The sequence below is a fragment of the Sphingobacterium paludis genome, assembly GCF_004364125.1.
Classification (GTDB): Bacteria; Bacteroidota; Bacteroidia; order Sphingobacteriales; family Sphingobacteriaceae; genus Sphingobacterium; species Sphingobacterium paludis.
This window is the reverse complement of sequence record NZ_SNZV01000012.1, coordinates 56,090-82,233: the sequence shown is the minus strand read 5'-3', so window position 1 is coordinate 82,233 and position 26,144 is coordinate 56,090. Positions and strand designations below refer to the sequence as shown.

Here is a 26,144-nt window from a genome sequence, read left to right as displayed (position 1 = left end):
GATACAAAACATTCTCCGCAAATTATCACTATGTTTGTAGCGCATGGATAGCATTATCGGTTTTCTTAAGTACTTAATAAAGTACAGGACTAGACGGGTGGATCAAGTCATGTTTTACGTGAGTATGCTTTGTGCGCTGATCACGATTACGCACATAGGCTACATAACAGATCGAGAGATAGCTAGCCTTTCTGAAAAGACAGTTATCGGCTCATTTTACGGGCTGTTTATTTTAGGATCAGTCCGCACCGCTGCAGCTATAATCACACAGCGTAAACTAAACGTTTCAAATTTTACCGGTATTGTCCTCGCTGCCTACTTCTTATTTGTCGCGCTTTCCAGACTGAATCATGTGGTGTATTTTTCTAAAATGGAGTGGATCTATTTTGGCGTTGCGGTAACCTTCCTCTCCGAACTATCGAGAAACAGCTTGTTTTTCGATAATTTTTATTTCAATCCCACGATTTTATTTGTTATTAGTTTTATTGCGTTGATCTTGTTAGGCACCGTATTGCTGATGCTGCCTCGAACAACGTTGCTTGCACCCTTAAGTTTTGTAGATGCCTTATTTATGGCGACAAGTGCGGTGTGTATCACCGGGTTGACGGTTACCGATATTTCGACAAACTTCTCTGTTTTCGGCCAAACAGTGGTTATGTTGTTGGTACAAGTCGGGGGGCTAGGAATTATGACATTTACAGGGTTCTTTGGCTATTTTTTCTCCGGGGGCTTCTCCTATAAAAACCAATTAATGTTTGGTGAGATTTTGGGCGAGAATAAGTTAAACTCCGTGATCTCGACGCTCCTTACGATTATTTTCATTACGCTATTCTTTGAATTAATTGGTGGCTTTTTCATTTTCTTATCCTTAGACCCCGCCGAGTTCGAGAGCATTGGCGATCGTGTCTTCTTCTCTGCATTTCACGCCATATCATCATTTTGTAATTCTGGGTTTTCTATTCTACAGAATGGAATACATCACGATGCTTATCGCTTTAACTATTCATTTCAGCTCGCTTTGGCCGGAGTTTTTATTCTTGGGGGCTTAGGTTTTGGCACCGTCTTAAACTTCTATACCTATCTCCAACAAAAGTTTCGACAATTTATTCAACAGGTTGTATTCCGTCGGCCTTTTGTGCACAGGTCACAATCATTTTCATTCAATACGCGGATTATTTTGCTGTGCAACGGTGTCGTTGTTTTGCTTGCTACGGCTTCTTATTTCTTTCTCGAGCAAAGGCATACACTTACCGACGACTCCTCCACGCTCGGGAGATTGGTCACGTCTTTTTTTATGGCGAACTCTTCGCGCTCCGCTGGATTCAATAGCGTGCATATGAACTTTTTGGCGAATTCTACGGTCATTATGGTGGCCATGCTCATGTGGATCGGCGCATCCCCTGGATCAACAGGAGGTGGGGTGAAGGTAACCACGGTGGCACTGGCTTTACTCAATATTATTGCTTTAGCGCGCGGCAAAGAATCCATTGAGATTCAAAAGCGCAAAATAGCTTCCGAATCGGTAAATAAAGCTTTTGCGATCATCCTGCTATCTATCGTCACTATCGCATTTAGCTTTATCCTGCTTAATTTTTCCGATCCGGGAAAGTCATTGAAGTCCTTGCTTTTTGAGACCATTTCGGCCTACACGACCTGTGGACTAAGTTTAGGGATTACCCCGTCTCTATCATCCGCCAGCAAAATGATCATCGTTTTCACGATGTTCGTCGGACGTGTGGGTATGCTGACGCTGCTGGTTGCCTTCATCAAAAACACGCGCAATAAAAGTTATATTTATCCAACGGAAAAGATTTTATTTTAGCCATGAAGTATATTGTATTAGGACTTGGACATTTTGGAAGATCGCTGGCGGTGCATCTCACGGAGCAGGGCCACGAAGTTATCGCGGTGGATAAAAGCCTAACGATTGTCGAACAACTTAAAGATAAAATAACGCATACTGTCTGTATGGACAGCACCGATAGAGAAGCGATGACTTCCTTACCGTTGAAGGATAGTAATGCCGTCATTGTGGCCATCGGTGAAGACGAGGGCGCCTCTCTACTAACCACAGCTTTGCTAAAGCAGCTGCAAGTGCGCCGAATAATAGGACGCGTTGTGTCCGAATTGCAGAAAACCGTATTGCAGGCTATGCAAATCGATGAATACATCATGCCGGAAGAAGAGGCCGCGGAAAGACTGGCCATGCGTTTGGATAATGTCGATATCATCGATTCGTTTAAAGTGTCTGATCGTTACAGCATCGTCGAAACGCGCGTGCCCGATAAATATGTGGGCATGACCCTGAAAGAGGCAAACCTTACTAATGTCTACAAAGTCATTGTGCTTACCACGGTGAAATCGTACGATAGAAGCGTAAAGGGCAAAACCGTGCACTATAAAGAGGCCTCAGGGATTGCCAGTTCCGATACGATCCTAGAGGAGGAGGATCTGCTTGTGCTTTTTGGGGAGTTGTCCGATATCAAACGCCTAATCCAAAAAGCGGGCTAAATCAAGCATTTTTTCACCGCCCTCCAATTACTATATTTATACTGGTAATTCCAATTCATTTCTATATTTTTGGCAGGTAAGAAACTAATCATGGAGATTAAATCCGTGCTGTGATTAGGCAGGAAAATAAAATATGACCTGCAGGATCGTAGATAATACCAAAAAAATAGCAATAGATATAACAAGTATATATGAAACAGTGGTTTAAGGAAAACTCTACCCACCTCGCAATAAGTGCCCTTTTTATTGTGTTGGTGTTTTTTTATTTCTCCCCTATATTCGACGGCAAGACACTTGTCCAAAGCGATGTTATGCAGGCCGAAGGTAGCCAAAAAGAACTTTTTGACTATCGCGCAAAAGACGGCCATGCGCCTTTATGGACAAACTCTATGTTTGGGGGTATGCCTACCTATCAGATTTGGTATGAACATGCGAGCAATGTAGCCAGCTATATCAATAAGGGGATCCGTGCGATTTTTCCTGTTCCTGCTGATATTGTCCTGCTGTATCTTTTTGGAGGATATTTCCTCTTCTCGGTATTGCGTTTAAAACCTTGGCTTGCTGCGGTAGGTGCCGTAGCTTTAGCATTTACATCCTATAACTTTATTTATATTGAGGCTGGTCACGTCAATAAAGCATATGCGATCGCCTACCTTGCGCCGATTATCGGATCGGTATTACTGAGTTTTAGGGGAAGCCGACTCTGGGGGCCTGTGCTTCTATGTTTGTTTTTAACACTGGAAATACGCACTAACCACGTCCAGATTACCTATTATTTATTTATTGCTCTTTTGGTATATGTGCTCATTGAACTCTATTACGCCATTCGCGATAAGAAACTACAAGCCTTTATGCGTTCTAGCGCACTGCAAATTGTAGCTGCGCTCGTTGCTGTATTGGTGAATGCCTCCGTTTTGTTTCCTACGTATGAATACTCGAAACTTACCATTCGTGGAAAAGCAAATATTCAAAAGGTTGATGCGGGTGCACAAACCAGTGGTCTCGATAAAGAATATGCTTACCAATGGAGTCAAGGTGTTGGGGAAAATATTACCTTCTTGATACCAAATGCGTATGGAGGTCGCACAGGTGGTGTTTTGGATAAAAATTCGGAAGTCGTAAAATTCTTCACAAAGTTGGGCGCACCGGAAGCACAGGCTGTACAATTTGCGGATAGAATCCCAACGTATTGGGGTGAGAAAACCTTTACATCTGGCCCATGGTATTTTGGTGCGGCTACATTCTTTCTGTTCGTGCTAGGGCTTGTTATTGTAAGGGGTCGAATTAAATGGTGGATCCTGATTGCGTCAGCCTTGTGTATGTTGTTGGCTTTCGGGCGGCACTTTCCGTTGGTTTCAGATCTGTTTTTCGACTATTTTCCAATGTACAACAAGTTTAGGGCTGTCGAATCGATTCTTGTGATACCTGCTATTTTGATACCCATGTTGGCCATGTTGGCCGTGAATGAGTTGTTTCTGCGCGCAGCAGAAATACCAAAGCTCGACAAAAAAGTACTTTATACGTATGTCGGTATAGGCGGTTTCTGTTTGTTAGTTGGTTTGATGCCGAGTCTTTTCCTAAATTTTAAAAATTCAGGACATCAAGATTTTATATCATCCATTAGTCAGCAGCTCGGGGGGCAAAGTGTTGGTAACGAGTTTTCAAATGCTCTTCTTAAAGATCGCTCATCGTTGGCCAGTGCAGACGCATACCGATCATTCCTTATCGTCACCATTGCTTTTGGGCTTGTCTGGTTATTCTTGAAAAAGAAAATTACCGTGCCCGTTTTTGTTGGCGTATTAGGCGTGCTGACGTTGATCGATCTTTGGGCTGTCGATAAACGCTATTTGAATAATGCCTCTTTTATTGAGGAACGAGCGAAGACGCATGTTGTCGAGCGAGAAGTGGATCAACTGATCCGTCTGGATAAGGATCCGAGTTACCGCGTGATGGATCTAACCACCAATCCATTCTCGGACGCACGGGCATCGTACTTTCATAAAAATATTGGCGGATACCATGCCGCAAAATTAATGCGTTTTCAGGAAGTGTTGGAGCATCAGTTCAACGGTGCGATTAACGAAGACGTGTTGGATATGTTTAATGTGCGCTACTTAATCACGCAGAATCGGCAAAATGGTGCCGAGCAGATTCAGCGTCGGAGTACCGCTTCCGGCAATGCGTGGTTTGTGAGCAAGGTGACATTCGTAAAAGATAACGCCCAGGAAATGCAGGCCATTAGTAGCTTCGATCCTAAAAGGGAAGCATTCGTTCACGAGTCTTTCAAAAACCAATTGAACACAGCCAAATTAGGACAATCGTCTAATGCTGAAATCAGGTTGGTTTCGTACCATCCCGATACCTTAAAATACGAGTCTACATCACCGAATGATGCATTTGCCGTATTTTCCGAAGTGTACTATGATAAAGGTTGGAAAGCCTACATTGACGGGAATGAAGTACCGATCATTCGTGCAGACTATTTATTGCGCGCGTTGCAGGTTCCGGGTGGCAATCACAGCATCGAATTTATCTTTGCTCCTGCATCAATACGGATCAGCAACATCATCTCACTCATCGCATCTATCGTTTTGGTGCTTGGCCTTGCGGCTGCGGTATTTGTTTCATGGCGTAACAAGAATCCGAAAGGCGTGTCCGCCACGCGTTAACTGAATAAGCAGCGCATAATCGGCTATACGAAGGTATGACAAGTATATCGCCACTGATCGGAACAGGTCAGTGGCTTTTTTTTAAAACAGTTTCAGTTGTGGGTCAGATACCCGAAATGTTTTGCGGTGGTGTGGTGTGAAGCCAAATTCCAATACGGCTTTTCTGTGCCTGATGGTGGGGTAACCTTTATTGGAAAGCCAGTCATAGCCGGGAAAATCTGGCGCAAGTTGATCCATATATTCATCCCGATAGGTTTTGGCGAGTATGGACGCCGCTGCTATAGAAAGATACTTGCCATCGCCCTTTACAATGCACTGATGGGGAATATCTTGATAAGGTTTAAACCGGTTTCCGTCAACGATGATGTAGGCCGCTTTTGTTTTTAACATGTCCAATGCTCTATGCATTGCTAGATAAGACGCATTTAGGATATTGATACTGTCTATCTCTTCCGCTGAAACACTAGCCACGGCAAAATCAAGCGCCTCACTTTCGATAACGGGACGTAAGGCCATTCTTTTTTTCTCCGACAATTGTTTGGAATCGTTTAACAACGAATTGCAATAATCGGATGGAAACACAACCGCGGCAGCAAAAACGGGACCTGCTAGGCAGCCACGCCCGGCTTCGTCGCAGCCTGCCTCCACAAATTGTTGCTGAAATGTAGAAATTAACATGACACGAAATTACAAAAAAATAACAGCGAGGCGAAGCGCCAGCTCATGCTATGGATTTCTATTCCGAGATAGCGGTCATTCCATACGCAGTTTAACGTGTAACTTATCTGTGATGCGTGGGTGTTTACATTATTTTACACTTCTTATTTTTTTCTTTGTACCGTGGTAATAATCATGGTCGGAAAGCACATTGCTTTCCAGTATTAAAACGGATGAAGAGAATTATTGCAAGTTTCTTGATGCTCCTGACGATCACGTCCATTTCTGCACAGAAAAAGCAGAAAATCGATGTGGATGTTGTGCAGGATGTTCATATTGATGCAAATCTGGACGAATGGTTCGCTTGGGTTGACGTAGCCAATGAAGGCTTGTGGGCGTATCAACTGCTACAGAATAAGGAATATGTCTTTATAGCCGTGCGTGTGTATGATGCTCTTTTACAACAAATGGCTGCCCGCCATGGCATTGTATTCTGTATTCCTGCATCAAAAGCAAACAAGGAGGTTGCGCAACTGATCTACCCTTTTCCCGATGGGGAATCGCGTCGGGCATTAATGCAAAACCCTGAGCTGCATCAAGACTACAAGCAGCAGTTGATCGAGCGGAGTCGAGGCTATGCCGTGCAAGGATTTATCGGGATACCAACGGGATTACTTTCCTTAAAGAACGCCTATGGTATACAGGCAAAAGCGAAAATCGTGGATGAGGCTTTTGTTTATGAAGCGGCCATTCCGAAAGCAGCTATCCACATGCCTAAGGAAGGCTTGATCCTAAAAATTGGGATCAATGACGGACTGTCCTTTGTGCCAAAAAGCTCCAGTAGACCTGGTTCGGGACCTTCCGCCAACAAACGTATAGCTGCGCAGACGAGACCTGCGAAGAGCAAGCAAACACGGATGCTGTTGTTGGAGACCACTATGAAATAGAAGAAGAGATAATGAGAAATATGAAACAAATTTTTACACTCGTTTACGGCCTCATCCTGTCGTTTGCAGCGCACCATGCATTTGCACAATCCGCCAAGACCGTACAAGGCATGTTGCGTGATACCGAGTCAAGGGTGGTTGCAGGCGCGTCGGTACAATTGATTACAGCGAATGACACGTTGGGGACGAGTTCGTCGCAAGCCGGCATATTCACGTTCGCAAATGTGAAGGCGCAAACGTTTACCATAAAAGTGTCCAGTTTGGGCTTTGAGCCGTTTGAAAAGCAATTTACACTATCCACCGAAGGCGATAAGATGGTCATACCCTCCTTTGAACTGAAGGGCATTGAAAATATGCTGGAAGAAGTTGTGGTGGACGGTGTCTTAACAGTACAAGTAAAGGGGGATACGCTTGAATATACCACGAAAGATCTAAAACTTCGAGACAATGCCCTTGTAGAGGACGCGCTGAAGCGCTTGCAAGGCGTAGAAGTTGATAAGGATGGTGCGGTGACGGCACAGGGTGAACAGGTGGTACGCGTGCGCATAAACGGTAAAGATTTCTTCGGGGGCGATGTGAAAACCGCCACGCAAAACCTGCCGGCAGATATCATCAATAAGATTCAGGTCATTGATGATTATGGTGATATGGCCAACCTAACCGGAAATAAAACCGGCGACGCCCAAAAGATCCTGAATATCGAGATTGATCCGGAGAAGAACAGGGGATTTACCACTACGCTTCGTGCGGGTTATGGTACAGACGACCGCTACCAAGCTACGGGAAGCGCTATTATTATGCGCGACAAGATGCAGTTTTCGGTACTCGGAAACTTGAATAATATAAACGCACCCCTATTTGATTTCAATACGCAAGGGGGCGGTGCCCGGCGCCGTATGGGCGGTGGTGGTGGCCCTGGCGGCGGCGGCATGTTTGGCGGATCCAATGGTATCACCAATACCGGGTCCTTAGGACTGAATTACCGACAGGATTTTAGCGATAAAGTGACCGTATACGGTAGCTACAGCTTCGGACATGATGATAATATTGCACTCGCATCCAGCTTGAATAGATTCATCTATCCCGACTCGACGTTGGATAGAAATACAGAATCTAACACCAATACGATCGGCAACTCGCATCGCTTTGAGGCAAACTTGGAGTGGAAGCCGTCCGAAAAAGACTTTATCAAAATAACGCCTCAACTAAGTTACCGCAGCACCAAAACGAATAGTTTCAGTTTTAGTGAAAATCTATTGAACGAAGCCCTGTACAATACGGAAAACAATAGTTTGAACGGTATTGCAAAGGCACCTAATGTAGGGGTGAGCGCTTTGTATAATAGGCGATTGAATGACAAAGGCCGTAATTTGTTTATCAACATGAATATTTCCTCGTCTGGAACGCGAGATGACCAAGATCGTATTATCGAGACGCTGGTTCGCGATCCAAACAATGCCGATATGAGCATGGATAGCCTCTACCGCCGCACGTTGGCCGAGCTGGATAACACCAGCTGGAACGGAGGGGCAACGGTGTCATACCTGGAGCCAGTGAGTAAATATGGCAAGATTGAGCTCGCTTATGATTACAATGTGAATAGTTATGACAACAGCCGGCAACAGGATGCTTTCCAGGCTGATGGCAGCGGGTTAAACGATCCACGGTATGTATTTAACCGCATGTATGACTATTCCTTCTCTACGCATCAATTCGGGGCGAATTATAATTTTAACAACGATAAAATTAAGTATTCGGTTGGTGTAGCCGTGCAACCGACGCTATTAGATGGCGATGCTTCTATAGATGGTGAAGAGATCCATATCAACAGGAGCGGATTTAACGTTGTTCCTATTGCCAGATTTGAATATAAGTTTGATCGTCAGAAAAACTTACAGTTGAATTATTCTGGACGAGCCAATGAGCCATCGATCACCCAAATTCAGCCGTTTACGGATAATTCTAATCCGACGAATATCATTACTGGAAATCCTAATTTAGATGCGGAATTCCAGCACAATGTGCGTTTACGCTTCAACAGTGGTGATTTTCAGAAAGGCAAGACGTTTTTTATGATTTTAAACGGTACCTTGACCAGCAACAAAATTGTTTCGAATAACCTGCGCCAAACGGATCCAGCATTGGGTATTATCCAAGAAACCAGCTACTTAAATGAAGATGGCGCTTACAGCATGCGCGGCTTTTACCATTACGGACGCTCGTTTAAAAATAAAGTGTATAGTCTGAATTTCATGGGGAGCGTGAATTTTAACAATAACCCATCGTATACAGAAGGAAATCTTAACAAAGCACAAAACTGGGTGCTGATGCAAGGCATGATGTTCCGCTATTTGCCGTCTGAAAATCTAGAGATTAATCCGGGCGTTCGTTATACCTGGGACCATACCTATAATACGTTAAACGACCGTTCGATCAGCATGCAATCTTGGGCACCTACGCTGATCGGATCGGTCAATATCACGCCAACCCTCGTTTTTGGTGCCGACCTTTCGAAGACATTTTTTCAGGGAAATGCATACAATGACAATCCATTTATCGTGAATACCTACATCGAGAAGCGCATGCTCAAGGGTAACCGCGGCGCGCTGCGATTACAGGCATTTGACTTATTAAACGAGCAAACAAACATTTCTAGAACAGTGACCGATATTCAAATTTCCGATAGTCGAGTGAATCGTTTGGGACGCTATTTTATGTTGCAGTTCACGTTTAAGTTGCAAAAGTTTGCTAGTGGCTTGAACCCTTTCCAAGAGGATAGGGGGCCGGGCGGCATGCGTCGTCCGCGCATGTAAGGTGGCAAAGAAGCAAGTGTTGGAAAGCGGCTGTAGTTTCAGGGAACTACAGCCGTTTTGTTTGGAATTTGTGTAACTTTGCTCGCTGGTTTTGACGGTAACGATGTAATAATCATCGATTTTTATCGGTGAAACCGGTGATTTTCGACTTTCAGCTTTAGCTGACGAAATTTTTATAGTACACACGATGGGCTTGCGGGCTCGGTTTTGACTTTTTGATTTGAAGCACACAGAATATGAAATTATCCGTTTGAGTAACGGCATCCGTGCGGTGTTTCACCGGCAGGCATCACCCATTACGCATACCTGTTTAGTGGTGAACGCAGGTTCTCGTGATGAGGAGGAAGGCAAGTTCGGTATAGCACATTTTATCGAGCATTTGCTCTTTAAGGAAACGCAGCGAAGATCCATGCAGCAAATTCTAAACCACCTGGAAGCGGTGGGTGGCGATTTAAATGCATATACGACCAAAGAGTACACCTGTATTCATGCATCGATTCTAAAACCACACCTGAGTAGGGCATTGGATTTATTTGAAGATATCATCTTCCATTCCACCTTCCCCGAGGATGAAATGGAGAAGGAGAAGGGCGTGATAGCTGATGAAATGGCCTCTTACTTAGACAGTCCAGAAGAGTCTATTATCGACGACTATGAAGACATGGTTTACAAAAACTCGGGTCTTGGGCATAATATCTTAGGACTGGAGCAAGACCTGCTTGCTTTCCAACAACAGGATGTGCAGCAATTTTTACGCAACAACTACGACACGCACGAGATTGTGATCGGTATTACGGGCGACTATGAACGTAAAGCTGTAGAGAAAATGCTTAGGCGATATTTTGAAGCGGTACCCGACAATCAGCCGCAGAGAAATCGCGATGTTGCTTTGTCGAATCTTGCTGAACATATCGAGATACATAAACCAATCAATCAGGTACACTATATGCTAGGTTCGCCGGCTTACGGCATGTTTGACGAGCGCAAAACGGGGTTGTTACTGCTGAATAATATGCTAGGCGGTTTTGGGATGAGTTCTATTTTAAACCTTTCCATCCGAGAGAAATATGGTATTGCCTATACCATCGAATCTAACTATACGGTCTTTTCAGATACGGGTTTGTTCACGATCTATTTTGGCACCGATGAAGAGAAAGTGAAGCGAGCTAAAAAACTGGTGTTTAGGGAGCTGGATAAGCTGAAGACGAAGGGCGTATCGGAAGGGCAGCTTCAGAAAGCAAAAAATAAGTTTAAAGGGCAAATTGCTTTAGCGGAGGAAAACCGCATGAGCATGATTATTGCCGTTTCCAAAAACGTTATGGACTATGACCGGGTGATTTTATTGCCTGAAGTTTTTGAAAAAATAGATCAAGTGAGCACAGCGGAGTTACTAGCTATTGCTCAAGACGTCTTCGATGATGGCAAGTTGAGTTCGTTGGCTTTTTTACCCGAGGATTAGCTATCCGGGAATCTTTTATGACTTTATTTGTTTAAATTTGATCTTTTAAACGAGTGCTTGCGCTCTAGGTTACCAAAATAATATTTGATGAAAACAGCTTATATTTTTCCAGGTCAAGGCGCCCAATTTGTAGGAATGGGGCAAGACCTGTATAATTTAAATGATGAAGCGAAAGCATTGTTCGAAAAAGCAAACGAAATTTTAGGCTTTCGCATTACCGACATCATGTTTAACGGTACAGATGAGGATTTAAAACAAACAAAAGTTACGCAGCCGGCTATCTTTCTGCACTCCGTCATTCTGTCAAGAGTGTTGGGCGATAGCTTCCAACCTAGTATGGTCGCGGGCCACTCGTTGGGAGAGTTTTCCGCGTTGGTATCTGCCGGAGCATTGTCTTTTGAAGATGGATTAAAATTGGTGTCACAACGGGCGAACGCGATGCAAAAAGCCTGTGAAGCACAGCCGTCAACGATGGCCGCTATCTTGGGGCTTGATGATGAAACTGTTGAAAAAATTTGCGCGCAGGTGGAAGAGGTAGTCGTCGCAGCAAATTACAACTGCCCGGGTCAGTTGGTGATTTCCGGTAGCATGGAAGGTGTGGATAAGGCCTGTGCGCTACTTACTGAAGCCGGTGCTAAACGCGCATTAAAGTTAAACGTTGGTGGCGCATTCCACTCGCCACTTATGGAGCCAGCTAAGCTAGAGCTGCAAGCGGCGATAGAAGCTACAGCGATTAATGCGCCGGTATGTCCTGTCTATCAAAATGTAGACGCGAAACCGTATACAGACCCAGTAGCCATCAAGAAAAATCTTATTGCTCAGTTAACCGGCGCTGTTCGTTGGACACAGACCGTGCAGCATATGCTTGCCGATGGAGCAGAGGCTTTTGTGGAAGTAGGCCCCGGCAATGTATTACAAGGTTTGGTAAAAAAAGTAGACCGCGCAGCACAGACATCCGCTGCGGTTGTCGCTTAACTATAATATAAGTATATGAGCCTCGAGTGTATCGGGGCTTTTTTTTAAGATCGTATTTTATGAGAATCTCGCTTTTCCTTTTATTGACAATAACAAGTTTGCACAGTTTTGCACAAGATCAGTTTGCGAAAGCCTATGCCCAGATTGTCACGGAAGTGAACCAAAATTCCAATGCCTATACCAATTTAAAGCAGGCTACTGAAAGTCTGGGGCATCGCCTGACAGGTTCCGAACAGGGCGAAAAAGCGGAAAAGTTGGCGTTTGATTTATTGAAATCGTATGGCTATGATGTTCGTTTTCAACCTTTCCAAATGGTTTCTTGGCAAAGGAAATCGTTGACCTTAACCATCGCTAACCAGCAGGTGAAGGCGGTAGCCTTAGCGCATTCACCAATTGAAGCACGTACGGAATCTTCTCTTGTCGACATGGGCAACGGCCTGGAAAATGACTATATGGGTAAGGATGTGAAAGGCAAGACCGTATTGGTTTATCTACAATTATTGCCAGGATCTGCCCCCGGCACAAAGAACCTACACCGCTCGGAAAAGACGGCTATCGCCATAAAACATGGCGCAGAGGCCATTGTCTTTGTCAATGCTGTGCCTGGCGGTGTTTTACTAACCGGGACCGCTTCTATCACCGGCGATCTGATCACCATTCCTGCGGCTTGTATTGGCTATGAAGACGGTATGGCTATTAAAGCTCGCCTTCAAAAAGGCGATATGCTGTCAGCGGCTATGATCATGAAAAATGAATCCGCTCGCGTGAACGCGCGCAACGTTATAGCCACCTTAAAAGGAAAAAGCAAGGAAAAGATTGTGGTTGGCGGGCATTTAGACTCGTGGGACTTGGCGACCGGAGCCATTGACAACGGGATAGGTTCTTTTGCCGTTATTGATATGGCTAGAACGCTAAAACGCATCAAAGTAAAACCTAAACGCACCATCGAGTTCGTCCTGTTTATGGGCGAAGAGCAGGGACTGCTGGGATCAAAAGCTTATGTGGCAGATGCCGCAGCAAAAAATAAACTTGATGATATCGCCTTTATGCTAAACTTCGATATGACCAACGCACCGACAGCGTTTCACAGCTCTCGCGAGGAAATGCAAAATCTATATCGCGACTGGATGAAACAGCTGCATTCGGTTGATAGTACCTTCCATGGGAAGGTGTCCTTTGGGGCCGGTTTGCATAGCGACCATCAACCGTTTATGCTAGTTGGTTTACCATATGGCGGTGGCGCGGGAGGGATACTTCCAAATAATGCAGGAGCTTATTATCACTCGGATAAGGATGTTTTTAGTTTGGTCGATAAAAAAGGCCTGGAACAGACGGTTATGCTTGGTGCCGCCCTGGCTTACAGCTTAGCAAATACGGCTCAAATCCCTGCCCATCGGCTAAGCGACGGGGCTATAAAAGACTACCTTGAACGCAATGGACTGAAGACGCCCTTGCAGGTATCGGGCGAATGGCGATGGGAATAAAACAAAAAACGGTAGGCGACAAGACCTACCGTTTTTTGTTTTATACAGTTTCTTTTGGTGGGAAGTTTTTATGTTTTCTTTTGCTGATCTTTTCCAGGTTGACAGGCTGAGGAACTTTGATGTAATAGCCTGTACCATCATATTCCCTTTTGCGGGGGTGTTCCATACAGGTGGTTGAACAACAGCCTTCCAATTCCCAACCACAGGCATCACACTGCGTGAAGTGCTCGTTGCAATCCGGATTTGCGCAATTGATCATTTTTGGTGTTACGGTGCCACAGTTTCTACAGGTCGAAACAACGGTCGGATTTACGGCGTTGACGTCAACAGTCACTCGATTATCGAAGACATAACATTTGCCATCAAAATCTTTTCCACCCGCTTCTTTACCATATTTAATAATGCCACCATGAAGTTGGTAAACATCGTCAAAACCTTCTTGTAAAAGCAAAGCAGACGCTTTTTCGCATTTTATTCCTCCTGTGCAGTAGGTCAGAATTTTTTTTCCTTTATACTGTTCAAGTTCCTTTACCTTTTCTGGAAATTCGCGAAAGTTATCGATGTCTAGTGTAACCGCATTTTTGAAACGACCCACACTATGCTCATAGTTTGACCGCACATCAAGTACAACCACATCGTCTTGGTCTTTCATGGCTAGAAACTCGGTGGGCTCGAGATGTTTCCCGGTTTGTATGTTAGGGTTAATGATCTCAGGGTTGCGCAAGCCGGAATGTACAATCTCCGGCTTATACCGACAGTGCATTTTGATAAACGAAGGTTCTTCGACCTCATCAATCTTAAACTCTGTTTTCGCAAAACGAGTGTCCGCGTGTACAGCATCCATGTAACGCTTGCAAGCCTCTTTCGTGCCGGATACCGTGCCGTTAAGACCTTCTTCGGCGACAATAATTCGGCCGACCAGGCCCAAGGATTGACAGAATTCCAAGTGTTTCGCCGCAAAATCTTCGGCGTTTTCGATAGGGCTGTAGCAATAGTACAGCAAAGTTTGATATGTATTCATATGCATTGATACCGCTGCAAACGGCGTTTAATGTTTAAAAATTAATGTCGCAAAGGTACAAAAAAAGCGCTGTTTAAAATTGATGGCGATCACTTTTTGATTAATGGCGTCAGCAGATAGCCCAAGCCATTCATTTTAATTTCATGAAGTGCTGCCAATTGTGTTCCCAATTTCCCCTTTGGAAAACCTTTCTGGCGGAACCATACCAAATAGGGCTCTGGCAAGTTGCAAAGCAACCAGCCCTGGTATTTTCCAAATGGCATTTTGCTGTTCGCCAGCTCAATGAGCAGAGCCGGTTCAAACAGATTAGTCTCTGGTTTTTCCATGCTTTAAACGGTATATAAGTAAACGAAGGGCAATAATTCCGTGGTTGATCAAATTTGGCAAAGTGCCGTAGTATTTTTTGAAGATCTGATAGCGCTCCCGTAGACTTTGCTTATGCCGCTTTTGCGACATGCCGCCCACTAAGTATTTCGCTACGTAACGATCCACAAAAACAATCTTTCGTGCTTTTTTTGACGCCCGGATAATCCAATCAATATCTGCGCTTAACTGATAGCTTCTGTCGTAGGGTTCCGTCAAGCTTCGTTTTATGTAGATCGCTTGATGGCAAACATTCATGCCATATTTGAAGGATCGCCAGCTGAAATTACGGGGTGCTTTATGGCGTCTATCACCAATTTCGTGGCGCGCTTCATCAACGAGCCTAGTTTCTCCGTAATAGATATCAGCAGCTATTTCTGTTGAAAAAACCCGCTCCAAGGTGTCGGTAGCATAAAGCTCGTCGCCCGAGTTGAGAAATAAAACGTAATCGCCGGTGGCTGCGGCCAGCCCTTTATTCATGGCATCATAGATGCCCTCGTCCTTCTCTGAAATTAAAAGATCAACAGCTGACGCATAGCGATCTATAATGGCAAGGGTGCCGTCTGTAGATGCGCCGTCAACCACGATATACTCCACATTACTGTAGCTTTGTTTAACGACTGATTTGATTGTAAATTCGATATCCCGCGCATTGTTAAATACGATCGTGATGATGGAAACCTTGGGTGTAAATTTTGTCATGCAAAAAGCCTTGTTTGCAAAAATACGAATATCTGCATTAGGTTTTCCGCAACTTTTTTTCGACATAACGAACCAAGCGCTCCATAATAGACCCTTTCCTCGTCGCGTAAAACTGTTTGATGGCCTCGTAAGCCTTTTTGTTTTCCTCTATATCATTTGGGAAGTATTTCATTTTGCTTTGCGCCAGCTCGACACGGTATGCATTGTCGCGATCAGAATGTGTGCCGGAGCCATCTGTACCGATATTTTGCACCATCGAATTTCGCGGATAAAGCACGAGCCCCTGCGCATTAAATACCGACAAGTACCAACGGATAGCCCAAGAATTGATCTTACCGGCTTTATAAGCTTTCACCTGCTTCCAAAAGTTTTCAGTCCGCTCGATACTAAACTGTTTGATATCTGCCCGGTCAAAATTATCCGTCAAGGCCTCGATATCGGGATTAAACTTATCCCATGCGCGTTTCCAAGTTGCCCAACCCCAGCTGTTGGCGACACGAAAAAAGAATGACTTTGGTAATCTCTTGGGGTGCTGTACGGGGTACATATAGCCGCTGATTTCCATCACCCTTTCTTCTGCTTGGTAGCGAAGAAGGGCATCGTTAAAATATGTTAGCGCGTAGGGAGATGTTTCCAGATCGTCCTCTAAAACAATGATTTGACCGTACTCATTGATGATTTTCGTTACCCCATCGATTACATTTTCTGCAAGGCCCCAGTTGCGGTTGCGCTCCATGATGGTGATGTGCTTAAAATTCCAAGGTTCACGAATGATGGATCGAACTTCGTTTACGGCTTCTACCGCATCTGCATTTTTCGGAGCATCTGAAATAATAAAGAGTAGCGAGCTTGACGCCAAAAGATTTTTCTCCAATGCCGCCAATGTTTTCCGGGTATGCTTGGGACGGTTGTAAACAAATAATACGATGGGCGCTAATGATGCCATATAATGCTGATCCTAAATCCAAAGATAAAAAGTTATTCTCGCTTTGGATTCTTTTCTGCTCTTTTTCTAGCTTTTCAATTAATATCTTTGTTACCTTATTCGACTAAGATTTTTCATGAGCGAGAACACCAAACAAAATACGCTGAAAGGATTGTTTTGGAATGCTATTGACCGTTTTGGGAACCAGCTGGTTACCACTATTGTTGGTATCATTACCGCACGTATCCTTACGCCTGATGATTTTGGCGTATTGGCTGTTCTTATCATCTTCACCACAGTAGCAACAACCTTTGTCGATAGTGGATTAGCCACCTCCCTCGTTCGATCGCCGAAGGTGGAAGACAATGAATACTCGACGATGTTCGTCTTTAATCTGGCTGTGAGCATCCTTTTGTATGGCATCCTTTTTTTTGCAGCTCCCTACATGGAGCGCTTTAATGGGATTGGGGGACTTGCTTTGTATGCACGTGTGCTCTTTCTGCAACTTATTATCCATTCCTTTGGTATTGTCCAATACGTCAAGTTGCTAAAGAACTTTTCCTTCAAACAAACGGCCAGAATCAATGTGCTTGCCGTCATCTTTTCGGGGACAGCGGTGGTTTCTCTCGCGCTTTTGGGGTTCGGCGTGTGGGCCATATTGCTCCAATCGCCTCTCTATTCCTCTTTCCGCACAGGTATGCTATGGCTTTGGGGCGATTGGAAAGTAAGCCTGTTCTTTTCGTTTGCTGTGCTCAAAAAACACCTTCGGTTCTCTCTTTCTTTTATGTTCGGCAGTATGTTGGGAAAGGTGTTTTCGCAAAGCTACTATGCGTTTATCGGGAAACATTTTACGCTCGCAGAAACAGGGTTCTACCTGCAGGCCAACAAGTGGGGCGAAACGCCTAATATGCTGATCTCTTCTGTTATCCAAGGAACGACACTCTCCACGCTTACGCCCATACAAGACGACTATCCTCGTTTTTTAAACGCTTGCCGTAAGTCCATGAAGACGTTGGGCTTCGTGCTGTTTCCGGTTAGTCTTTGTGCAATAGCCGTTGCCGAGCCTGCTTTTACCTATTTCCTGTCGGCGAAATGGAATGCCTCGATATTTTATTTTCAATTATTGTGTTTCGCAGGCCTATTCATTTCCTTGACAGATCTCAATGTCAACTTTTTGAATATAAAGGGGAAGTCGGATTATACCTTGTGGTTGGAGGTGATAAAGATATCTGCTGCAGTTGCGGTGTTATTGGCTACGTTCAAGTTTGGAATCCTGTATATTATATTCGGACAGATTGGTATTCGAATAGCATTCTATTGCGTCAGTACAATCTTCAGCGGAAAGATTTATGGTTATCACTTTTTTCGACAGCTAGGCGATTTATCCGTTAGCTTCTTGATAAGCGTGATGGCATTTGGTGCGGCGCTACTCGTTCCACATTTCTTTCCGAATATGCACGACCTCATCATGCTGTCCCTGCAAAGCCTTATATTCGCCATGGTATACCTTGCGGGCAATCATGTGGGAAGAAACGAAATTTGGATCGAATTGTTAGCAATGGGCAAACGTAAATTAACAAAGAAATAAATAATGGAAGTTGCAAAGGGCAATTGGGTAGGATACGAGACGATTTTTTATAATGAGCTTACTGGCAAGCACAGTACTTCCATGGAGGAGGTAATAGACTATAGCCGCCTGCAAATAGATATGAAGGGCCTGTCCGCGTATCTGGACTACGGCTACTGCGTTTTTGGCCGCACGCCCATTAAACAAGTCAAATACCTTCTCCCGAATGAGACCTTGCACCTCGAGGGGGGGAAATTAGAGGTGAAGCGTCAGGACGACGATGCTCTTCGTAAAATTGGCGTGAAAAGCCATGAGGATGATGTTTTATCGATGCTTTCGAATTCCATAAATACGTGGAGCAGCAATTTCGAAGAAGATATTCTCATTCCGACGAGTGGTGGTTTTGATTCGCGGTTGCTGAATGTTTTGTTGCATGACAAGAGCAGGATCCGCTCATACACGTATGGCACATCATTCAACCAAAACCTGTCGAGGGAGGCGGTGTATGCAGCCGCTCTGTCCAAAAAAATCGGCACATATTGGAGGCGCGTCGACCTGGGGAAATTCAATAATTATGTGCAGGACTGGTATGACATTTTTGGCCCATCGGTAGGCGCTTCTGGCACCTATCATATGGAATTTTATGGTTCCATTGCCGAAATGGAAAATCAACGGCGACTTCACTTGTTGAGCGGCATCATCGGCGATGCATGGGCCGGAGCTGTTGATGTGCCGCCAATTCTCGACCCGCAATCGTATCTTAAATTGGGCTATACACATGGTATGAGCGCAGAATCCTCGCTTGCTACGGGGGTAGATTATACATCGCTAGTGGAACCGATATTCGAAAAACAGCAAGATTATCTGCAGGCTCCAGAATATAGAATCATTACGGCTATGCGAACAAAAATGATGCTCTTGCAGTACTTGATCAAGGTGCCTTCTGTCTACGGTTTTCCGGGATATTCGCCTTTTCTAGAGGAAGATATCGCTTTAGCGATGCTGAATCTTCCAGCGGATAGGAAAGCCAATAGACAATGGCAACGCGACTTCTTCAAATCAAACGGTGTATTGTTTGAAGAGGAGCAGCATAGCTATACCTACCAAAACTCCTTAAATTATTATGCATTGATGCATACACCGTTGGAGCCCCTTCAAGTAGATGTGCTGAAAGAGGTTATGAAGCCGGCTTACTTGAACTGGATTAATGATCGAATTTCGACCATCGGTAAAAAGGAAAGATTCTTTCAGCAATTGATGCACACGCCTAAGGTAAAGGAGTTGATGAAGATGGCCGGATTTAAAAACGGCTTGTTGAAAGCGTATTTCGCTTACATAACCATTAAGCCCATTGAAATCATGTTACGAAGAAGAAATGCAGCATAAATTACTTTTTGTAGGCGATGTTGTCCTGCAATCGGAGCCTTCGTTTTCAACGGAGTTGCAAGCCTTGGTTGCTGAGCAACATATTTGCTGTTGCAACGTCGAGGCGCCGTTGGCTGGCATTGGATCTCCAGAGCTGAAAACAGGCCCCGCTATACAGCAACGTAAGGAAGCCCCGGTTTGGTTGCGCAATTTGGGCTTCAACCTTTTTGCTATGGCGAACAACCATATTTTGGATTATGGTCGTGATGCTATGCAGGAAACCAAACATGCCTTTGGCGACGACGTAATTGGCGTTGGAACGGAAGAGCAAGCTTATGGTTTGGTTGTTAAAACTATTGATAATACACGGTACGGATTTCTCGCCTATGCTGAAAATGGGTATGGCGCGCTAAACGGAGACCGTAGCCAAGGTTATGCTTGGGTTAACCATCCGCGGGTGAACACCGATCTGACCCGTTATAAACAGCAGGTAGATATTCTTATGGTGCAGGTGCATGCAGGCGTAGAAATGGTGGATATACCGATTCCCGAATGGCGGGATAGATACCGGGAGTTGATTGACTATGGTGCCGATATCGTCATCGCGCACCATCCGCACGTGGTCCAAGGACAAGAAATGTATAAGGGAAAGCATATTGTCTATAGTTTAGGAAATTTCTATTTTGATGGAATCCTGGATACCTTAGCCTGGAGGACGGGAGCGCTCCTGCAGGTCACGGTTGAACAAGGTCAAATCCAGCAAGCAGTGCTCCGTCTGACGCTTAAGAACGATACGACTGTTTCGTTAAAATCTTCCGAGGAAACGATTTTGCTGCTGAACGGTGTAAATGAAAAGCTGCGTGACGAGGTAAGCTATAGCAGGGATGTAAATAACATAGCCATCGATCAATGGCAGCGCCATCATCAGCACTACTATGCAAAACCGTTTAATGGTCTATCCGGTTTTTCGCTTAAAGCCCTCGCAAAACATATCAAAAGGCTGTTGTTTAATAGGGAGGTAGACTACAGCCTGTTGTGGCACAATATGGAAATCGAAAGTAATTTCTGGATTGCCCGCCGAGCAATCCGGAAACTCCGAAGGAGAAAATAGTTATATCACTTGAATTTGTTTGGCAAATTCAGTCAATTTCGGATGACTTGGATCAAGGTCTGTAACCAAATAGGAAACATCCCTCAACGGGGCGACGCGCATCTTTTGATTGGAATTCAGTTTTTCAGTAATGCTTAAGATGGCGAGGTTTTTAGAACATTTGATCATGGCACGCTTAATTTGAACGACTTCCCAATCGGAATCTGTTATTCCCTCATCAAGGGATAAACTGTTTGTTCCCAGCAAGCATAAGTCTACGCGTAAATCGGAAAGCTCGTTAATAACTTGCGCTCCCGTCACGATATTTGTATTCCTGGAAAGCTTTCCACCAAGCAGAATCACATCAATATTTTCTTTTTCCGCGAGCTCAAGCGCTACCAATGGGCTGATCGTAAAGAATGTGCATTGCACTTCATTCGGAACGAGTCGTGCCAGCTCAATCATCGTGGTGCCACCACCTACGAGTACCGTCATCCCGCTTTGTATCAAGGAAATAGCTTTTTTAGCAATGTCTTTCTTGGATTCTTTCGCATAAACATTACCTTCTTGAAAAGGGAATTGAAAGGACTTAGACAACGCTCCACCGTAGACTTTTAAGACTTGACCGTTTTCGGCAAGTTCGTTTAAATCACGCCGTATGGTATCTTCCGAAACGTTCAATTGCACACTTAAATCGGATGATAAAACCTTGTTATGTAAGTTTATTTGGTGAATGATATAAGCTTGTCTTTCTTCCTTTAACATAATTCAAATATTAATTGTTGATAGCTGATTTTTACGTTATTCCTACTGATTATCGTCAGTAGGTTTGTTTTTTGTTACGCCTGCTTTGAAGCGTGGCTTAAATCCTGCAGGCTTGCTGGCCGGAGTTTCCGTTGCATTATCTTCTTCTTTAGGCTCTTCGCGCTTCGGCGTTTGGGGCTGCTCGTCGGCCGGTTTTGTAACGCCTGCTTTGAAGCGTGGCTTGAAACCTGCAGGCTTGCTAGCTGGAGTTTCCGCTGCATTATCTTCTTCTTTAGGCTCTTCGCGCTTCGGCGTTTGCGGTTGTTCGTCGGCTGGCTTTGTAACGCCTGCTTTGAAGCGTGGCTTGAATCCTGAAGGCTTGCTGGCCGGAGTTTCCGTTGCGTTATGTTCTTCCTTAGGCTCTTCGCGCTTCGGCGTTTGCGGCTGTTCGTCGGCCGGCTTTGTTATGCCAGCTTTGAAGCGTGGCTTAAATCCTGCAGGCTTGCTGGCCGGAGTTTCCGTTGCATTATGTTCTTCTTTAAGCTCTTCGCGCTTCGGCGTTTGCGGCTGTTCGTCGGCCGGCTTCGTTACGCCTGCTTTGAAGCGTGGCTTAAATCCTGCAGGCTTACTGGCTGGTGTTTCTGTTGCATTATGTTCATCTTTAGCCTCTTCGCGCTTCGGCGTTTGCGGCTGTTCGTCGGCCGGCTTCGTTACGCCTGCTTTGAAGCGTGGCTTAAATCCTGCAGGCTTGCTGGCTGGTGTTTCTGTTGTATTATCTGCTAAGTCTAGCGGCTTCGTTGTGCCTGACTCGTTATTTTCGGTTTCTTTCTCTTTTACATTGGCCTTGAAGCGAGATTTAAAGGCAGGTTTCGGCTGTATGGTATCGGAAACCGCTTTCTCTTGGTCGTTGGCCGCGGGATCTTTTGCCGCCGCTGATGTTGATTTCTTAAAACCAGCCGGGTTGTATACCGTCTCGGGGGAGGCTGCATGTGATCCGTCTGCTTCCGATTTGGTTTGCCCGGACGGTTTGGTATCTGTTTCTTCCTCCAGCAAAAGGTATTTTTTTCGCAGGTTATTGAACCAAAACTTTTTCGTATGGTCAAAGCTCTTTTCGCCCATTTGGGCATAATGAAGCCTAAACTCTTCATATAAAGAGTGCTCATTAGCCTGCAGCAGCGAAATGTCTATCCTTTTTTTTGCGAAAAAATCCTCAAATGTCATCATCTACAAGCGCTAAATTTAATAAATAATACTAAGAGCCTATTTAAAATTTATCTAATTTTTTTTAGAACTCTTTATTAACAGCGGGCTCGTTATATTTTTTAAGATAGCGGCCAGCTATCGTTATACGATTTCGCTACGTTCGTTAACGATCACCTATAAAAATTTTAGCATGGAAACTAAGGGGCGCGTTAAAATGGGGATAAAATATCCTTTTCGTGCTGCGACGATCGTTTTTGTTCGTTGCGGGAGGCGCTTGTATTGGGTGATCGCTTTGGACAGTGGCGTTTTCGTTGTATCGTAGATGCGTGTCGGAGAGAGGGGCGGGGCGTGGTAAACCGTATCAGGAAGGAAGCTTAGTCATAGCTTCCTTCCTGGTTATCTTTTTAATCCATATTATGATAAACCGCTTGTACGTCATCATCCTCTTCAATCTTATCGATCAACTTGAGTACTTCAGCAGCTTGTTCTTCATTGGTTGCGGTATGGGATAAAGCGATGCGTTCCAGCTTTGCGGACTTCACTTCGATTCCCTTTTCCTCCAGCAGGCTTTGCATATTGCCGAAATCTTCGAAGGATGTTTGTACCACGACGACATCGTTGCCTTCTTCGTCAGATTCAACGTACAATTCTTCCAGACCGCCGTCGATCAGCTCGAGTTCTAGCTCTTCCACATCCAGCTCTTCGGCCGCATCAAAACGAAATATCGATTTACGTTGGAAAATAAAATCTAGGGAGCCTGTTTTGCCAAGGGAGCCACCTGCTTTGGTGAAATAGCTCCTAATATTGGCCACGGTACGGTTTGTATTGTCTGTCGCTGTCTCAATTAGTACTGGTACACCGTGGGGGCCATATCCTTCATACACATATTCTTCGTAACCTTTTGCGTCCTTTTCAGAAGCGCGCTTTATAGCGGCGTCAACACGATCTTTGGGCATGTTTACGGCTTTCGCATTTTGTACAGCTGTGCGTAGTCGTGAATTGTTTTCTGGGTGAGGGCCGCCTTCTTTTACCGCGATGGCGATTTCCTTCCCTAAACGTGTGAACTGCACGGCCATTTTGGCCCAGCGTTTAAATTTTCTTTCCTTTCTGAATTCAAATGCTCTACCCATTTTGTAAATCTGTTTTGAGGTTTTCTATCATGTCTTTTGTCATCGCTTCCAAATCATAGGTTGGTTGCCATCCCCAGTCGTTGCGTGCGTAAGAATCATCTATGCTTGCTGGCCACGAGTCGGCAATAGCTTGGCGGGGGTCATTATCAACATAAGACATCTCAAAATTAGGAAGAATTTTTTTAATTTCTTCTGCGATTTGAGCCGGGGTAAATGATATACCGGCCATATTATAGCTTGAACGGATCGTGATTTTCTCTGCTGGAGCATCCATAAGCGCTATTGTTCCGCGTACGGCATCTTCCATATAAAGCATCGGCAGCTCCGTCCCAGCGGATAAGAACGAAGCATATTTTCCATGTTTTAATGCTTCGAAAAAGATGTGTACCGCATAGTCAGTCGTTCCCCCACCGGGTGAGGTTTTCCAAGAAATGATGCCCGGATATCGGATGCTCCGGATATCGAGACCGTATTTATTATGGTAATACTCGCAAAGGCGCTCGCCGGCTAACTTACTGATGCCGTAAATGCTGGATGGATCCATAATGCAATACTGCGCGGTGTTTACTTTCGGAGAATGTGGACCGAAAACGGCGATAGAGCTCGGCCAAAATATTTTTTTAATGCCTAGGTCTAGCGCTAAATCCAATACATTCAACAGACCGTTCATATTGAGATCCCAAGCTTTTTGTGGATATTGTTCGCCGGTGGCAGATAACATCGCTGCTAGCAGATAAATCTGGGTGGGCTCGTATTGTATAAATAAGGATCGCAGAGCCTCCTTATCCAATACATTAATCGGTTCGAAAATCGCCCCTTCTTTCAAGTTGTCCGGTTTCCGGATGTCTGAAGTGATAACATTTTCATTACCAAATTTTTGGCGGAGGGCCATGGCCAGTTCTGATCCTATTTGGCCATTTGCTCCTATCATTAATATACGCTCTTTCATTGCTGCAAAGATAACTCATTTTTTGATCAAGTTGCTACACAATTTCTACCTCTTTGAAACGATTATATCTTTTATAAGAAGCTGATTATGAGTTGATAAAGACGTGTGTTTCCGACGGCATAAGTAGACACATTTTGCGGCTCTTTTTTTTGAAAATCGCCTATGGCCTATCTCGAGGATGATGAATAGAGCGACCAACCGGTCTGGGTTAGGACATCATGGTTATTATAAAAAACGAAAATAATCAGGGGTATCATTATGGTATTTTCATTCAGAACGGCGCGTCATTGATGACTTTTCAAGATTTTGAACGATCCTTTTCATAAATATTGAAAAATTAATTAGAAAAGGAGCTGCTTATTTCGTATGTTTGATGCCTTGAATAAATCTATAGAAAATTTAATAACAAGTATACAAACAAAATAAGTTTAACTATGAAAGTTGCAGTAGTAGGCGCAACAGGCCTTGTTGGGTCAGAGATCTTGACCGTTTTAGCAGAACGTAATTTCCCGGTAACAGAGTTGGTTCCTGTCGCTTCAGAAAAGAGTAAGGGTAAAGAAATCGAGTTTAAGGGAAAAAAGTATAAGGTCGTGACACCTGCCGAAGCTATTGCATTGAAGCCGCAAGTGGCGCTGTTCTCCGCAGGTGGAAGTACCTCTACGGAATTTGCTCCCTTGTATGCGGAAGCAGGAATCACTGTGGTTGATAATTCATCTGCTTGGCGTATGGATCCGACAAAGAAGCTTGTGGTTCCAGAAGTGAATGGCGATGTATTATCTGCTGATGATAAAATTATCGCTAATCCAAATTGTTCGACGATTCAGATGGTGGTGGTTTTGAAGCCTCTGCATGAAAAATACAAAATTAAGCGTGTGGTCGTTTCCACCTATCAATCGGTAACAGGAACCGGTGTGAAAGCAGTTACTCAGTTGATGGACGAACGGGCTGGTAAAGATGGTGAAAAAGCGTATCCTTATCCGATTGATTTAAACGTGATCCCTCATATCGATGTATTTCAAGACAATGGATACACGAAAGAGGAGATGAAGATGATCAAGGAAACGAATAAGATTATGGGCGATGATTCGATCCGTGTAACAGCGACTACGGTCCGTATTCCAGTTATGGGGGGTCACTCCGAATCCGTAAATATTGAGTTTGAAACTGATTTTGATCTTGATGAAGTTCGCCAACTATTGGCCGCGCAAGAAGGCGTTATCGTGGTTGATGATCCAGCAAACCTCAAATATCCAATGCCGAAAGATGCGCATGGTAAAGATGAGGTGTTGGTTGGTCGTATTCGTCGGGATGAGTCGCAGGATAATACATTGAACCTTTGGGTAGTAGCCGATAACCTTCGGAAGGGAGCTGCAACAAATGCTGTGCAAATTGCTGAGCTATTAAACAAAAAGGGATTGATTTAGCAATCCCAATTATACAACATGTGAAGGCTATTCGTTCGAATAGCCTTTTTTTCTTTATTCCTACCTAACTGATAGGCATGCCTGCGGCGCTATGAGGGTAAACGGCTCGCGTTGCCGCAGTTTTCGCTTATCGCGTCATGATGTAA

21 protein-coding genes are annotated in these 26,144 nt (G+C 44.4%); 12 read left to right on the top strand and 9 right to left on the bottom strand.

The features are described from left to right. The first annotated feature begins 43 nt into the window (after positions 1-43). From B0I21_RS18485 to B0I21_RS18475, 3 genes are all read left to right on the top strand, one after another. Positions 44-1,822 carry a TrkH family potassium uptake protein gene (locus B0I21_RS18485; RefSeq protein WP_243836250.1) on the top strand — a complete coding sequence of 593 codons (1,779 nt, stop codon included), beginning with the start codon at positions 44-46 and terminating at the stop codon, positions 1,820-1,822. A 2-nt stretch (positions 1,823-1,824) separates the two neighbouring features. Beyond that, a complete protein-coding gene (locus B0I21_RS18480) occupies positions 1,825-2,511 on the top strand; it encodes a potassium channel family protein (RefSeq protein WP_133641974.1) in 687 nt (228 codons plus the stop codon). Positions 2,512-2,702: 191 nt separating this feature from the next. Further along, positions 2,703-5,180: a YfhO family protein gene (locus B0I21_RS18475; RefSeq protein WP_133641973.1), complete on the top strand. Its 2,478-nt coding sequence runs from the start codon at positions 2,703-2,705 to the stop codon at positions 5,178-5,180. An 81-nt stretch (positions 5,181-5,261) separates the two neighbouring features. Here B0I21_RS18475 and B0I21_RS18470 read toward each other — a convergent pair whose 3' ends face one another. Then, a complete protein-coding gene (locus tag B0I21_RS18470; protein ID WP_133641972.1) occupies positions 5,262-5,858 on the bottom strand; it encodes a ribonuclease HII in 597 nt (198 codons plus the stop codon). Between the two features lie 212 nt (positions 5,859-6,070). On the opposite strand from B0I21_RS18470, the gene B0I21_RS18465 reads away from it, so the two are divergent. The 5 genes from B0I21_RS18465 to B0I21_RS18445 all read left to right on the top strand — a co-directional run bounded on the left by B0I21_RS18465 (position 6,071) and on the right by B0I21_RS18445 (position 13,515). After that, positions 6,071-6,784, top strand: a complete 714-nt coding sequence (locus B0I21_RS18465) for a hypothetical protein (RefSeq protein ID WP_133641971.1) — start codon at positions 6,071-6,073, stop codon at positions 6,782-6,784. Between the two features lie 20 nt (positions 6,785-6,804). Further along, a complete protein-coding gene (locus B0I21_RS18460; protein WP_243836249.1) occupies positions 6,805-9,597 on the top strand; it encodes a TonB-dependent receptor in 2,793 nt (930 codons plus the stop codon). A gap of 220 nt (positions 9,598-9,817) precedes the next feature. Then, positions 9,818-11,056: a M16 family metallopeptidase gene (locus tag B0I21_RS18455; protein WP_133641969.1), complete on the top strand. Its 1,239-nt coding sequence runs from the start codon at positions 9,818-9,820 to the stop codon at positions 11,054-11,056. An 87-nt stretch (positions 11,057-11,143) separates the two neighbouring features. After that, on the top strand, positions 11,144-12,031 hold the full coding sequence (gene fabD / locus B0I21_RS18450; protein WP_133641968.1) for an ACP S-malonyltransferase: 888 nt from the start codon (positions 11,144-11,146) through the stop codon (positions 12,029-12,031). 59 nt (positions 12,032-12,090) lie between these two features. Continuing rightward, on the top strand, positions 12,091-13,515 hold the full coding sequence (locus tag B0I21_RS18445; RefSeq protein ID WP_133641967.1) for a M20/M25/M40 family metallo-hydrolase: 1,425 nt from the start codon (positions 12,091-12,093) through the stop codon (positions 13,513-13,515). Between the two features lie 40 nt (positions 13,516-13,555). On the opposite strand, the gene trhO is transcribed toward B0I21_RS18445, so the two are convergent. From trhO to B0I21_RS18425, 4 genes are all read right to left on the bottom strand, one after another. After that, positions 13,556-14,536: an oxygen-dependent tRNA uridine(34) hydroxylase TrhO gene (gene trhO, locus B0I21_RS18440; protein WP_133641966.1), complete on the bottom strand. Its 981-nt coding sequence runs from the start codon at positions 14,534-14,536 to the stop codon at positions 13,556-13,558. 89 nt (positions 14,537-14,625) lie between these two features. Then, complete coding sequence (locus tag B0I21_RS18435; protein WP_243836247.1) at positions 14,626-14,862, bottom strand: DUF3820 family protein; 237 nt, start codon at positions 14,860-14,862, stop codon at positions 14,626-14,628. Next, positions 14,843-15,601 (bottom strand): glycosyltransferase family 2 protein, encoded by a 759-nt coding sequence (locus B0I21_RS18430; protein ID WP_133641965.1) that lies wholly within the window; start codon positions 15,599-15,601, stop codon positions 14,843-14,845. The genes B0I21_RS18435 and B0I21_RS18430 overlap by 20 nt, the downstream gene beginning before the upstream one ends. A gap of 37 nt (positions 15,602-15,638) precedes the next feature. Continuing rightward, positions 15,639-16,547 carry a glycosyltransferase family protein gene (locus B0I21_RS18425; protein ID WP_133641964.1) on the bottom strand — a complete coding sequence of 303 codons (909 nt, stop codon included), beginning with the start codon at positions 16,545-16,547 and terminating at the stop codon, positions 15,639-15,641. Between the two features lie 115 nt (positions 16,548-16,662). Here B0I21_RS18425 and B0I21_RS18420 point away from each other — a divergent pair, with 115 nt between their 5' ends. From B0I21_RS18420 to B0I21_RS18410, 3 genes are read left to right on the top strand one after another with little or no spacing between them, the layout of a single operon-like run. Beyond that, positions 16,663-18,114 (top strand): lipopolysaccharide biosynthesis protein, encoded by a 1,452-nt coding sequence (locus tag B0I21_RS18420; RefSeq protein ID WP_133641963.1) that lies wholly within the window; start codon positions 16,663-16,665, stop codon positions 18,112-18,114. Between the two features lie 3 nt (positions 18,115-18,117). Next, positions 18,118-19,479 carry an asparagine synthetase B family protein gene (locus tag B0I21_RS18415; protein WP_133641962.1) on the top strand — a complete coding sequence of 454 codons (1,362 nt, stop codon included), beginning with the start codon at positions 18,118-18,120 and terminating at the stop codon, positions 19,477-19,479. After that, a complete protein-coding gene (locus B0I21_RS18410) occupies positions 19,469-20,569 on the top strand; it encodes a CapA family protein (protein ID WP_133641961.1) in 1,101 nt (366 codons plus the stop codon). The genes B0I21_RS18415 and B0I21_RS18410 overlap by 11 nt, the downstream gene beginning before the upstream one ends. Here the strand turns inward: B0I21_RS18410 and B0I21_RS18405 are convergent, their stop codons facing one another. The 4 genes from B0I21_RS18405 to B0I21_RS18390 all read right to left on the bottom strand — a co-directional run bounded on the left by B0I21_RS18405 (position 20,570) and on the right by B0I21_RS18390 (position 24,574). Continuing rightward, a complete protein-coding gene (locus tag B0I21_RS18405) occupies positions 20,570-21,313 on the bottom strand; it encodes a DeoR/GlpR family DNA-binding transcription regulator (protein ID WP_133641960.1) in 744 nt (247 codons plus the stop codon). A 42-nt stretch (positions 21,314-21,355) separates the two neighbouring features. Continuing rightward, positions 21,356-22,516 (bottom strand): hypothetical protein, encoded by a 1,161-nt coding sequence (locus tag B0I21_RS18400; protein WP_133641959.1) that lies wholly within the window; start codon positions 22,514-22,516, stop codon positions 21,356-21,358. 383 nt (positions 22,517-22,899) lie between these two features. Then, positions 22,900-23,625 (bottom strand): YebC/PmpR family DNA-binding transcriptional regulator, encoded by a 726-nt coding sequence (locus tag B0I21_RS18395; RefSeq protein ID WP_133641958.1) that lies wholly within the window; start codon positions 23,623-23,625, stop codon positions 22,900-22,902. Next, positions 23,618-24,574, bottom strand: coding sequence for an NAD-dependent epimerase/dehydratase family protein (locus tag B0I21_RS18390; RefSeq protein ID WP_133641957.1), 957 nt, complete (start codon positions 24,572-24,574; stop codon positions 23,618-23,620). The genes B0I21_RS18395 and B0I21_RS18390 overlap by 8 nt, the downstream gene beginning before the upstream one ends. A 434-nt stretch (positions 24,575-25,008) precedes the next feature. On the opposite strand from B0I21_RS18390, the gene B0I21_RS18385 reads away from it, so the two are divergent. After that, positions 25,009-25,998, top strand: a complete 990-nt coding sequence (locus tag B0I21_RS18385) for an aspartate-semialdehyde dehydrogenase (protein WP_133641956.1) — start codon at positions 25,009-25,011, stop codon at positions 25,996-25,998. Positions 25,999-26,144: the final 146 nt, after the last annotated feature.

Bases quoted from the DNA above. Each gene is read 5' to 3' on its own strand.
- B0I21_RS18485 (WP_243836250.1), top strand. From the start codon at position 44: ATGGATAGCATTATCGGTTTTCTTAAGTACTTAATAAAGTACAGGACT.
- B0I21_RS18480 (WP_133641974.1), top strand. From the start codon at position 1,825: ATGAAGTATATTGTATTAGGACTTGGACATTTTGGAAGATCGCTGGCG.
- B0I21_RS18475 (WP_133641973.1), top strand. From the start codon at position 2,703: ATGAAACAGTGGTTTAAGGAAAACTCTACCCACCTCGCAATAAGTGCC.
- B0I21_RS18470 (WP_133641972.1), bottom strand. From the start codon at position 5,858: ATGTTAATTTCTACATTTCAGCAACAATTTGTGGAGGCAGGCTGCGAC.
- B0I21_RS18465 (WP_133641971.1), top strand. From the start codon at position 6,071: ATGAAGAGAATTATTGCAAGTTTCTTGATGCTCCTGACGATCACGTCC.
- B0I21_RS18460 (WP_243836249.1), top strand. From the start codon at position 6,805: ATGAAACAAATTTTTACACTCGTTTACGGCCTCATCCTGTCGTTTGCA.
- fabD (WP_133641968.1), top strand. From the start codon at position 11,144: ATGAAAACAGCTTATATTTTTCCAGGTCAAGGCGCCCAATTTGTAGGA.
- B0I21_RS18445 (WP_133641967.1), top strand. From the start codon at position 12,091: ATGAGAATCTCGCTTTTCCTTTTATTGACAATAACAAGTTTGCACAGT.
- trhO (WP_133641966.1), bottom strand. From the start codon at position 14,536: ATGAATACATATCAAACTTTGCTGTACTATTGCTACAGCCCTATCGAA.
- B0I21_RS18435 (WP_243836247.1), bottom strand. From the start codon at position 14,862: ATGGAAAAACCAGAGACTAATCTGTTTGAACCGGCTCTGCTCATTGAG.
- B0I21_RS18430 (WP_133641965.1), bottom strand. From the start codon at position 15,601: ATGACAAAATTTACACCCAAGGTTTCCATCATCACGATCGTATTTAAC.
- B0I21_RS18425 (WP_133641964.1), bottom strand. From the start codon at position 16,547: ATGGCATCATTAGCGCCCATCGTATTATTTGTTTACAACCGTCCCAAG.
- B0I21_RS18420 (WP_133641963.1), top strand. From the start codon at position 16,663: ATGAGCGAGAACACCAAACAAAATACGCTGAAAGGATTGTTTTGGAAT.
- B0I21_RS18415 (WP_133641962.1), top strand. From the start codon at position 18,118: ATGGAAGTTGCAAAGGGCAATTGGGTAGGATACGAGACGATTTTTTAT.
- B0I21_RS18410 (WP_133641961.1), top strand. From the start codon at position 19,469: ATGCAGCATAAATTACTTTTTGTAGGCGATGTTGTCCTGCAATCGGAG.
- B0I21_RS18405 (WP_133641960.1), bottom strand. From the start codon at position 21,313: ATGTTAAAGGAAGAAAGACAAGCTTATATCATTCACCAAATAAACTTA.
- B0I21_RS18400 (WP_133641959.1), bottom strand. From the start codon at position 22,516: ATGATGACATTTGAGGATTTTTTCGCAAAAAAAAGGATAGACATTTCG.
- B0I21_RS18395 (WP_133641958.1), bottom strand. From the start codon at position 23,625: ATGGGTAGAGCATTTGAATTCAGAAAGGAAAGAAAATTTAAACGCTGG.
- B0I21_RS18390 (WP_133641957.1), bottom strand. From the start codon at position 24,574: ATGAAAGAGCGTATATTAATGATAGGAGCAAATGGCCAAATAGGATCA.
- B0I21_RS18385 (WP_133641956.1), top strand. From the start codon at position 25,009: ATGAAAGTTGCAGTAGTAGGCGCAACAGGCCTTGTTGGGTCAGAGATC.